Origin of the sequence: Streptomyces sp. NPDC047981, assembly GCF_040653315.1 — a bacterium.
Taxonomy (GTDB): Bacteria; Actinomycetota; Actinomycetes; order Streptomycetales; family Streptomycetaceae; genus Streptomyces.
The window spans coordinates 102,558-114,242 of record NZ_JBEZNQ010000021.1; the positions used below are offsets into that span (position 1 = coordinate 102,558).

4 protein-coding genes are annotated in these 11,685 nt (G+C 70.4%); all 4 read right to left on the reverse strand.

Annotated elements, in window-relative coordinates:
- Position 1: 1 nt before the first annotated feature.
- A complete protein-coding gene (locus tag AB0E14_RS15465; RefSeq protein WP_362416839.1) occupies positions 2–7,090 on the reverse strand; it encodes a ricin-type beta-trefoil lectin domain protein in 7,089 nt (2,362 codons plus the stop codon).
- 189 nt (positions 7,091–7,279) lie between these two features.
- Entirely contained in the window at positions 7,280–10,156 is a 2,877-nt protein-coding gene (locus AB0E14_RS15470) for a LamG-like jellyroll fold domain-containing protein (protein WP_362416842.1), read from the reverse strand.
- 371 nt (positions 10,157–10,527) lie between these two features.
- Positions 10,528–11,013, reverse strand: a complete 486-nt coding sequence (locus AB0E14_RS15475; protein WP_362416845.1) for an SRPBCC family protein — start codon at positions 11,011–11,013, stop codon at positions 10,528–10,530.
- Between the two features lie 288 nt (positions 11,014–11,301).
- A complete protein-coding gene (locus AB0E14_RS15480) occupies positions 11,302–11,574 on the reverse strand; it encodes a YkvA family protein (RefSeq protein WP_362416870.1) in 273 nt (90 codons plus the stop codon).
- Positions 11,575–11,685 lie beyond the last annotated feature (111 nt).

Genomic DNA, 11,685 nt, shown 5'->3' on the forward strand with positions numbered 1-11,685 from the left:
ATCATCGGGACGCCTGCTGAACGAAGTCGGATATCTGCCCGGGTGTCATGTCCGGCAGTTCGATTTTCAAGAACTCGTCGAGCGACTTCGGATCAGGAAGGTGTGCCGGGATATCGATTCCGATTCCACTGAGAATCTCCCGTGCCCGGTCCACGGGAATGGACAGCGAGGCGGCGTTCGCCACATCGCCGGGCAGCGCGTTGATGACCACCTCACGGTCCTGCGGCAGGGAGCCCCAGTAGCGTTCGGTCTCGATTCCGGCCCGCTGGAGGTTCGACGAGGGAATCACGTGGACGACCGCGTCGGCGCCCCGACTGGCGGAGTGCACCGCGTACGCGGTGGCGACTCCGGGGTGCCAGGTCGAGGGGGTGGCACCGCTCTGCTTCGTGCCGGGCGATCCGCCGAAGTTCTTGGTGGTGCCGCGGAACAGGGTCTCCCCGCCGTCCCCGCCACCGCCACCGGCGCCGTCGTCGCCACCGTCCTTCTTGCCGCCGGCGCCGTCGCCCTTGGTGCCCGCGCCGTCGCCGGCGTCGTCCTTCGGCTTGGCCGGCGGGTCGGGCTTGGGAGCCTCCTTCGGCTTGGGAGCGGCCGGCGGGGTGACGTTGTCGGCAGCGCCTGCGGCACCCTTCGCGTCGGCGGCCTTGTCGGTGGTCTTGGTGACCGCCTGGATCGCGTCGACGCCCTCGTCGACGTACTTCGCGCCCTTGGCCGCGCTCGCGCCGTATCCGACGATCGGGATCGCGGAGGAGAAGGACAGACCCGCGTCGACGTAGTTGCCCTCTGCCGTGTACCAGAGGCCGTTGGCGACATCGGCCGCCTCGCCCACGACCGGAACCAGGCCGACGACGTCGAGCGCCGCGTGACCCCAGTCCGACCAGCCCCACCACAGGCCCGTGGGGTCGGGGAACATGACCGGGTTGTTGCGCCCGTACGCGTACGGGTTCAGGTGCTGCGGATCGGACAGGTCCAGGACCGGGTCGACCGAGAGGAACCGGCCCAGGGCCGGGTCGTACTGACGGGCGCCCATATGGACCAGGCCGGAGCCCGGGTCGTTGACCGCCCCGACGAAGCCGTGCTGTCCGGGCCACGCCGACGGGTTGGTGCCGCGGACCTCGCCGAAGGGCAGGGTGCGGCGCTGGACGACGGTCTGGCCGGCGGCCACCGCGTCGATGGTGAGCTCGGCCGTGCCGTTGAGGCCGCCGGCCAGCCAGTGCACCTGCGTGGGGGAGGTGCGGACGGCGACGGTCTTGCCGCCGTGGCTGTAGTAACGGACGGCGCTGAGTGTGTCGTCCGTGGCGGCGCCGGTGCTCTTGGTGTCGACGGTGAGCTCGGTGGTGCCGAGGTACAGCGTCGCCTTGCCGTACTCCTTGCGGATCAGACGGTTGCCGTCGGAGCCGTAGACGTTGGTCGTGTGCTTGGCGAAGCTCCACCGCTGCGTCGCGGAGGCCGAGCAGGTGACCGCGGTGGCCGCCGTGCCACCGGTGGCCGTGGTCAGCGTCAGGCACAGGCCGGTGGCGGTGTGCTTGACGGAGCCGTTGTCCTGGATCTTCCACTTCTGCGTGGCGTCCCCGGCGGAACAGGGACGGGCGAGGACAGCGCTGCCACTCGTGGTGCCGTTCGGGACGGCACACACGCCGAGGGCGGTGAGCAGCTCGTCCTTGGTCAGCTCCCAGGCCTGGGCGGTGCTCCCGGAGGCGCAGGCCAGGCCCTGGATCGCGGTGCCGGAGGCGGTGGCCCCGCCCTTGAGGTCCAGGCAGAGGCCTCCGTTGCCGGTGACCGCGCCCTTCTCCCCGGCCTTGGACGTGCCGGCGAGGCGGCCGACGGCGTCCCAGCGCAGCAACTGGTCCACGGCCGGGGTCAGCGCGGTGGCCGCCTTCGTGCGGCGGACGGTCTTTCCGGCCGCGTCGTAGGCGTGGCTCTGGGCCGTGTCCGTACGGGCGGTGACCGCTCCCGCGCTGTTCACCGTCTCGGTGGTGACCGTGGCGGTGGGCAGCGCGTGCGGGCGGTCGGAGCCGGGCGCGGGCGGCTGGGCGGTGGTGGTGACCCGCAGTGCGGAGGCGCCGCCGGCCGCCGGATTGACGGGGTTGCGGACCTCCTTGGTGCGGTTGCCCGCGGTGTCGTACTCGTACGAGTGCCAGTACGGCGCCGGGCCGCCGACGGCGCTGTTCGCCGCCGGGGGCGCCGCACAGCCGGTGGCGGTCTGGCTCCACGCCGTCTTGAGCCGGCGCAGGTAGTCGTACTGGAAGCACTGGACGTCGGCGGTCCTGCCCGAGGGCGCGTCCGCGATGGTCGTGATGTTGCCGGCCGCGTCGTAGACGTAGGTCGCGTCGACGTCGGGGGTGGCGATGGACTCGCGGTCGATCCGGCTGCCGGTGAGGCGGCGGGTGCCGTCCTCGTGGAAGTTGGTCAGCCACGTCTGCTTGGCGGCGCTGGAGACGCCGAGGGTGAGCTGTTCGGTCTCACCGAAGTTCGAGTAGCGGGTCTCCCGGACGTAGTCGGTGGTGCCGTAGGTGAAGACCGGCAGGCCGGTGAGGTCGTAGCCGGTGGTGATCTTCTCGGACGGGAGCGGGCCCGCTGCCGGCAGGGTCACGCCGGCCACCGAGCCGTCGGCCTTGTAGGTCGCGGTGGTGGTGTACGTGCCGGCGAGCTTGCCCTCGGCCGCCGGGACGATCAGCTCGGTGGAGGTGGGGCGTCCGTTGATGTCGTAGCTGTTGACGACGGACTTGTACTCGCTGCCTCCGCTGAAGGTGGAGGAGGAGGTGACGCGGCCGATGCCGTGGGGGAGGGTGTCGTAGACCCAGGAGTTGAGGGTCTCGCCACCCTTGGTGATCTTGGTGGTGCGGCCGATGTTGTCGTAGTGGTAGCTGACGGGGACGCCGAGGGGGTCCGTCGCGGTGGCGAGGCGGTCCAGTTCGTCGTAGGCCAGCGTGGTGACGCCCTTGTCCGGGTCGTCAGCGGTGCGCTGACGGCCGAGCGCGTCGTAGGTCCACTTCCACTCGTTCTTGGCCGTGGCGTCCTTGACGGAGGCGAGGCGGCCGGCCTTGTCGTAGGCGTAGGTGGTGGTGCGCCCGGTGCCGGAGACGGAGGGGGACTCGTACTCGGTGAGCGAGACCCGGCGCCCCTGGGCGTCGGTGCAGACGCGGGTCGGGGTGCCTCCGGTGGGCGGGTCGCTGTCCGTGCAGTCGCCGTGGAAGACGGTGCGCGTGCGCCACTTCTCGGCGCCGCCGACCTTGAAGACGGTGGCCGTGGCACGGCCCGCGCCGTCGTAGACGGTCTCCGTGGCCGGCGGGTTCCCGCCGACCGCGTGCTGGGGCTCGACGACCGTGGTGCCGGGGGAGTCGAGGTTGTAGAACGGGCCGTGCTGGACGACGGCCAGGCCCCGCGAGTCGTACTCGACGAGGTTGAGCACCCGCCCGGTGTTGGGGGTGGGGCTCTGGGTCTGGCGCTCGCGCAGCAGCCCGTCGTACAGCTTGTGCGCGACCGCGACGTTCCCGTTGGGCTTCAGCGTCCTCGTGGTGACGACGCTCGCCGCGTCCGCGTTGATGTCGTACGCGTACTCGGTGTTGGGGACGTCGGTGGCCTTGGCCCGGCCCGGCAGCCACACCTTGGTCAGCCGGCCGAGCGCGTCGTAGGCCAGGTCGGTGCGCTGGTTGTTGGCGTCGACCGTGGCGGTGACGAGCCCGAAGGACGGGTCGACGACCGAGGTGGTGCTCTGCCCGGTGCCGCCGGTGGCGGCGGGCGGGGTGGTGACCTTCATCCCCGTGACCGGACCACCGGTGGCGGGGGTGTAGGAGGTGGAGGTCCGGTTGTTCTTGGCGTCGTGGGTCGCGGTGACGCGGCCGTGGACGTCGTAGTCGGTGGTGCCGGTGGTCTGCAGGACCGGGGTGGAGCCGTTGTAGCCGGTGACCCGCTGGCTGGAGGAGGCGTCCCCCTTGACCGGGGCCGCGCCGTAGGCGAGGTCGTCGTACAGGGTACGGACGTCGGAGATCGCGTCACCGGGGTAGCTCGGGGTGGTGGCGCAGCCGACCGCGACCGTGTGGACGCGCTTGACCAGCGTCAGCAGGGTCTTGTCGGTGTTGCGGGCGTACTCGTAGCGGGTGCAGGAGTCGTCCGCGGTGTTGCCGTTGGCCTTGTCCTCGCCGACGTCTCCGAGGTCGGAGGAGGACGAGATCATGCCGTACGTGTCGTAGGAGTGATCGATCGCGGTACGGCGGATGCCGCCCGTGACAGCGGTGCGCGTGTCGATCCGGTCGGTACCGACGAGGGTGGCCTCGTCCTTGCCCTCGGTCGCGGTCGGCGCCGAGATCCAGGGCGTGTTGACCGAGCCCTTGATCTCCTTGGCCGCGCGGTCGGCCACGGTGGCGGCGGGCACGGAGGAGTAGGTGCGGGACTCCAGGAGGTAGCCCTGGAGGCGCTCCTTGTCCTCGACGCGGGTGCCGTCGGAGGCGGTGACCCAGATGTCCTCGCTGCCGCCGTCGCCGTTCGTCCGGTCGCCGTCCATGCCCCGGAGGTAGGTTCCCTCGGTGCTGAGCTGCGCGGTGCCGGCGTCGCCGGTGACGGTGCGGACCGTCTGGAATCCCCGGAACTGGCTCCAGGTCTTGTTCTTGCTCTTGGCCAGCTCGCTGTCGTCGTAACGCCAGGCGGCGCCGCCGTAGTACTCGTACGACGTGGTCTTGTTGAGGCCCGCGACCGTGCGGTCGTCCTCGACGACCGTGTCGATGACGTACTTGTGGAACCAGTCCTCGTTCTCGCCGATCGCGCCCTCCTTCGACCAGAAGGAGGGGAAGCACCGCTTGGTGTTGGAGTGCGGGGTCGGCAGGTCGCCGACGGTGCACTCGACCGGCTTGTAGGTGACCGCCACCTCGCCGCCGCTCTCGGAGCGGATGGCGCGGATCCGCCACTTGTACATCGGGTCGCGGTCCTGGGCCTCGGCGTGCACCCGGTTGGTGTTCTTGACGCCGTAGAAGACGGTCTTCAGGCCCTCGCTGGTCTGGCCGCCCGACTGACCGGTGTGCGTGACGCTCTTCAGCCACAGCGACCGCGGCTGGGTGTCGGCGGTGGCCGGGTAGGACTGGTCGAGCGTCCATGTGTCGACCGGGCTGTAGCTGCCGGACTTCAGGACCTGGGTGGTGACGGAGGTCAGCCGCTTGCGGGAGAAGAAGGCCGGGGACCACTGCTCCTTGCAGGAGTCGGTGTCCGTGCAGATCTGGTCGAACGGGACGTCGGGCCAGCGGGTGGCGGTGTCCTGCTTCAGGTCGCCGGGCTCACAGTCGGCGGCGGCGCCGTCGCAGCGCTCGGCGACGCCGAAGACCACCCGCGCCGGGGCGTCGGTGGTGAGGTCGCTGCCCTCGCGCTCGCCGTACTCGATGCGCTTGAGGTGGCCGCCCCGGTCGTACGCGACCGAGACGTCGTCGCGCATGGCGCCGTAGCGGTTGGTCTCCTTGTCCCAGTACAGCGTCATGGAGTTGCCGTGGACGTCGACGACGTAGTCGAGGTTCCAGCGCCAGGTCTGGTTGCAGCGCGAGTCCTTGAAGGTGGACCCGTGGCAGGGCTCGCCGGAGTCGTCGCCGTACACCGGTACCTGCCAGGCGGACTCCTGGGACTCGGCGTCGGCGGCGGATCGCTTGGCGCGGCCGAAGTAGTAGCGGGTGCCGTCGGTCGTGGTGACGACCCAGAACTCCTTGCTCTCACCGGTGTTGAAGCCGCCCGACCAACGCTCCACGCGGGTGCCGTCGTCGGTCTTCAGACGCCATGTGCCTTCGAGCTTCATGTCCGGGTTGCCGTCGAGCGTGCGGCTCGCGTCGGCGCCCGACTTCTTCACCAGCTCGCCGTTGCGACCGCCGAAGGACATGGTGGCGTTGTCCGAGTGCCAGCAGAGGTCGTACTTCTCCTCGCCCTCGGTGTCGTGCCCGTCGTCCTTGCAGGACCGGTACGAACGCTCGATGTAGCCCTGGGACAGCTCGAAGCCCTCGCCCACCCAGCTGGTCTGGGAGTTGGTGGCGGAGGTGCGGCCGTCGACGCTGCCGGAGCTGTAGGCGAGGGACAACTGCGGGGACGGGCCCGCGATCGACGGCGGCACCCGCATCGGGTACTGCCACGTGAAGGCGCCCGAGTTGCCCGACACGGACCAGGTTCCCGAGGGGGTCAGCGAGGTCGCCGCATAGCTGCCGGAGCTGCCCGAGGCGCCGGCGGACACCGACAGGACGGAGACCCCGCCGGCCGGTGCGGCTGCGGCGGAGCGGGCGGTCGGAGCCCCGGCGGCCCCGCCCTTGAGGAAGCCGCCTTCGGCGAGCGCGGCCTTGGCGGGTACGGCCTCGGGAAGGGCGACCTCGGCGGTGAGCGTGCCGTTCTTCCGGTCGTTGGACGTCCTCAGGACCGTGCCGTCGGCGCACGAGCCCGGCGTGGGCGAGGTGACCAGGCAGGGCGTGTGCTGGACGACGCGCAGACGCGAGGCCCAGTCGCCGCCGTAGGCCGCCGCGAACGCCTTGTAGTCGATCTCGACGGTGACCCGGCCGGCCGCGGTCTCGCCGTCGGCGCGACCGACGGTCAGCAGCAGGCCGTCGACGCCCGCCTTCTTCGTCCTGGCCCGGTCCACGACCTCGACGGCGACGCGGTCGGGTACCTGGGCGTCCAGTGCCCGGACACCGGCCGCGCGCGCGTCGGCGCCGGCCGCGGCGAGCTTGCCCCGCACGGCCGCCGGGGTGACGATCCGGACCGGGAGGCTGCCCGCCGGTTCCTCGACGGCGGCCTCGGCCGCGGTGAGCTTGCCCGCCAGGGCCTGCGCACGCAGGCCGTCGACCGGGAGTTCGGCCACACCCCTCCCGGCGGCCGGCCACACCGGCTTCGCGTACGGGACGGCCGACGCCACAGCGGCGGCGTCCTTCGCCCCGCCCTTCTCCCAGGCGAGCGCGGTGACGTCGACCGACTTCATGGCAGCCGTCTTCGGACGGCGCTGCTCCCGCGCGCTCTCGTCCACGGCGTCGGCGGCAAGCCCCGCAGGGGCCTGGAGGAGGGTCAGGGCGAGCGCCCCCACCACCCCCCAGGCCGTCGATCTGCCGCTCCTTCTCAGGAAGGCGCTGCGGGCTCGCAAGCCCCTTGCTCCGTTGCGCATCTGTGTGCGTCTCCTCAACGGCCACCGCGGTCCACGGGGCCGGTTCAGGGCACGACGGCATGGCGTCGTGCCTCCCCCGACGGGCCGCCCCGGATGAGGGCGGCCCGTCCTTGTCCACCGCGCCGCGCGACCGTGCGCGGCGCGGTGTGGTCGTTACTGCGGATCAGCTCAGCTCTGCGACGCGAGGCGGCTGATGTCACTGCGCTCGAGGACGGTGGGGTAGACCCGCACGTCGTCGATGTCGCCCTTGAAGGGGTCGGTGAAGGCCCCCGCCCACTTCGCCCGGCCCACCTGGAGCCCCCCGGTGGCGTTCCAGGTCTTGGTCGGGTCCCACGTGGTGCCTCCGTCGGCGGACGGGATGACGTGGTCGACGCCGGCCTGTTCGCCGTTGACGTAGAGGGTGATCGTGTTCCTGGTCGGGTCGAAGACACCGGCCAGGTGCGTCCACTTCCCCACGTGCGGCGTGCTCTGGGCCAGACCGGCGTACGCGCGCGCGGCTTCGGTGCCGGAGTCGAGCCGGTGCCGGGCGAGGGTCCAGCCGTACGTGGTGGACCAGTAGAGCGAGAAGCCGTTGCCGACCGAGCCGGACTGGCTGACCACGGCCCGGTTCGCGGTGGCGTCCGTGACCTTCGCCCAGGCCGAGACGGTGAAGCTCTTGCTGGTGTCGACCCGGCTGGGACCGGTGGCGTGGCCGGTGGCGGCTCCCTCGAACCGGACGGCCTTGTCCGTGGCGGCCGCGGGATCCGCGCCCGCCACCCAGGAGCCGCCGCTGACCGTCAGCGGGGCCTTGTCGTCCGTACCGACGCCGGAGGAGTCGGCGGCGACCGTGCCGGCCGTCTCGTCGAAGCGGTACGAGCCGACCGTGCAGGACTCGGCCGAGGGGTCGGCACAGCTCCGGCCGGCCTGGAAGGTCACCTTCTCGACCGTGCTGGCGTTCCCCGCGCGGTCGACGCTCTGGAAGTACAGCGTGTGCAGCCCGAACTTGGGGATGGCCACGGACGCGGCTCCGTCGGCCCCGAGGGCCGCGGGATCGACCTTGGCGGCCGGGGTGGAGTCGTTCAGTCCCCACAGGTAGTACTGGACGTCGTTGCCGTACACGGAGTCCTTGTTGCCGTTCGCCTTGAGGGTGAAGGGCATGGACTGGCCGGCCTTGATGTCCTCGGTCGGCGGCAGGGCGACGGCGGGCTTGTCGGGGTCCTCGGTGTCGACACCGAACTCGCACCAGTCCGACCACGGGCCCGCGTCGATGCCGTCGCTGGCCTGGGCGTGCCAGTGGTAGGTGTGGCCGTGCTTGAGCTGGCCGCCGGGAATGCCCTTCTCGAAGGCCCCGTCCGGCTCGTAGCCGGTCACCAGGTCGCCGTACACCTTGACGTCGTCCGCGTTCGGCACCATGTCCCAGGCCTGGAAGGTGACCTTGATGTTGTGCGGGTCGGCGTCGGCGGCCGTGACGGTGAGCACCGGGGTCGTGTCGTTCTGGTTGACCCAGGGGCGGCCGGAACCCGTGACGCACGCGGTGGTCGGGCTGGTCGTCTTCTCGCCGGAGGGCTTGCCGGGGAGGGTGTTGTAGTAGATCCGGAGGGTGCCGCTGTCGCCCTTGAACCGCTTCCAGCCGCCCGCCGCGTCCTCGTCGGCGGCCCGCAGGGAGAAGGCGATCGAGCCGCCCGCGGCCGCCTTCGAGCGGACGCTGGCGGTGAGGTTCTCGTTCGTCTCCTCCGGGTTGTCGTTGAAGTTGACGGTGCCGTTCTCGCAGCCGAACTGCTCGTTGCCGTAGGCGACGTGGCGGTCGCCCATGAGGTCGCCGTCGGCGGGCTTGTTGCCCCAGTTGGTGGCGGTGGAGAGCTTCGTCTCGTCGACGCGGTGGAGGTTCACCCAGCTCGGGCTGCAGGAGTAGGAGAAGGTCTCGTAGACGCTGAAGGTGGCGTCGTAGATCTTCCGGTTCTCCCAGCCATCGAGGTTGAACTCGAAGTACATCCGGCCGACGTAGGCGGAGCCGCAGCCGCCGCTGGTGCAGCGGCCGACTCCCTTGTCGTCGTCGAAGTTGGCGTACTCGGTGCTCGGCGAGTCGCTGTTCGCCCAGGTGTAGAAGGACCGCTTGCCGGGGGCGGTGGGCTTCTCCACGGCCAGCGGCGGATCGATGTACAGCGGGAGGTCGGCCGCGTCGGCGGAGGCGAGCAGCTCGGGGTCCGGCCTCAGGGTGACGGACCGGGTGTCGACCTCCATGGCGACCTCGGCCTGGTCGTCGCCGGGCATCGGGGCCGCGGCGGGGTCCTCCAGGAGGGCGTCCTTCACGACGCCCGCCGGGGCGGCCAACGCGGCTGTCTCGCTGCCGGAGTCCCACATCAGCGGGGTGCCTCCGGAGAAGACGACCTCGCCCGTGGTGCCGTCGCTGACGAGCAGCCCGCCCTCGGCGTTCTCGCCGATCTTCAGGCCGTCGTTGTCCTGCTCCAGGCGGATGCCGGCCAGGGCGGGGTCGGCCGCGGCCGCCTCGGTGCGCACGACGAGGACCTGCTGGAAGCCCTCGGCGGTGGCCTTCATCTGGAGGTCGACGCCGGGGAAGACCGCCCTGTACTCGGCCACGTCGCCGACGAGGACGGGCTCCGGCAGGTCCTTCGGCCACTTCAGGGCTGCGCTGCGGCCGGCGTCCGCGACCTCCACCAGCGGGTCGCCCCCGCCGCCGGAGAACTCCACGTCGATCAGGGCCGCTCTGGGCCCCACCGAGCCGTCCGGCTTGACCTCCAGCGTGGTGTCGAGGTCCTGCCAGCTCCCGTCGCCCCGCGGGACCCAGCGGGGCGCGGCGGAGAACTCGGCGGTGAAGCCGCCCTCCGGTTCCGCGAAGACCCGCTCGGCGACGCCGCGCTGCGAGATGTCCTCGACCGGGCGACCGGTCTCCTTCGCCGCCTGAACGGCCTCCTGGGTCACGGAGTTGACGTCGGGAAGCGCAGGCTCCCGTTCCTCGGCGTACACCACGGGTGCCGCCATCCCCATCACAAGCGCGGAGCCGAGCAGTACGCCCAGCCACCGGCCCCCCTTGAATTGCGCAGTCACGCGCTGTCCTTCCCCCCGGCAGCTCTTCACGAGCCACCTGTGTACGGGCTGTGAAAGCAATGTGAAGGGGAACCTAACGTGGCCAAGATCCAGCCAGCCAGGGGTAAGAAATCAGTCGAATTCGCTCAAGATCAGATAAACCTGAATCATCGCGAAGTGATCTTAAACACTCGAACCCGCAAAGGCCTCGCAGACTGCTTCAGCCTTCAACTGACGTACCCAAAACGGAAGTTTCGCCTCCGCCGCCGCGCCAGGCTCGACCGCCCGCCCCCGCCACGGCGACCCTGCCGGTGGTACGTGGACACGAGCAGCACGCGGGGCCGCTGGGGGTGGCCGGGATTACGGGGAAATCGCCGTGAGGGTTGTCCGGGTCATGCCCCGCGTACGTCCTTGCCCTGCTCGGCGAACGCCTTGAAGTCCTGCATGTGCTGCAGCGACTGCTTGCGGAATGCGCCGGGCATCAGAACTCCGACGAGCTTCATCATGAGGCCGCTGAACCGGTATTCGTTCTCGCTTTCCCAGAGCGTCGTTTCCGGTCCGCCTTCGGTGAGCCGGTCGCGCACGGCACTCCACATGCCCTCGCCGACGATCTCGCGGTCGAAATGAACGACGCTCACAGCCGAGATCTCACGCAGGTCTTCAGGTTCCCGGCGTGTGATGGTCTCCGTGCACTCGAATTTCCGCCGGCCCATCTGCAGCACGACACGCGATGTCGTGCCGAGCTGCCCGTGCTCCCCACTGAGCGGCTCGTGAAGCACCAGACCTCGCAGCCATTTCGGCAGCTGCGCCGGGTCGGCGAGCAGCTGGACCACCCTCTCCCGCGGCTGGGCGATCTCGATGGAGACGGTGTATTTCATGGGGAGCGCTATTCCTTTCCTTCCGGATATGGGACAAATCTCTCGGTACGTATTGATCAGCTTACGCACGGTGGAGGGGCGGGCCTCCTGCGTCGTCGCCCTCGTCTTTCTGGCGACGTCCGCAGGCCGTGGGCCGATCGGGGAATGCGAACGTGGCCCCGAGCGGGAGCTGCCGGGCGCCCGAACGCGCCACCTCATGGAGCGAGGCCACCGCCACGTGCCCGACGACGTCGTGGATACGCCTGCACGGTCCCGCCCCACCTGCTTCTGCCCGAGTCCGGGCGCCGTTCAGCCCGGCAGGCCCTTGCGGTCCGCCCCCGCCTTGGCGGCCGCCGCGTGCAGCGCCTTCAGGGCCACCAGAAGGACGCCGATGTCGTCCAGATAGACCGGATCCGGAATCAGGTCGATCGGCGAGATCGTGTAGACCACCGCGGCCCAGAACAGCGCCTTCGACTGCAAGGGGACACCCGCGTCCACGATCAGCTTGCGCGCCTGGAAGACGCGTACGAGAAGGGAAATCGCGAACCCTGCCACCACGACCAGGAGAACAACCACGGCAATGAGCCAGAAGGTGTTGGGGCCTTGTCCCCAAAAGGTGGACACCTGTTCGTGTCGTTATGCGGCAAGTGTCAGAGTAGCTGACTGCTGTTCGTAGACGTTCGGTGCCTGTTG

Excerpts from the sequence above, each read along its gene's own strand:
- AB0E14_RS15475 (WP_362416845.1), bottom strand. The coding sequence starts at position 11,013 with ATGAAATACACCGTCTCCATCGAGATCGCCCAGCCGCGGGAGAGGGTG.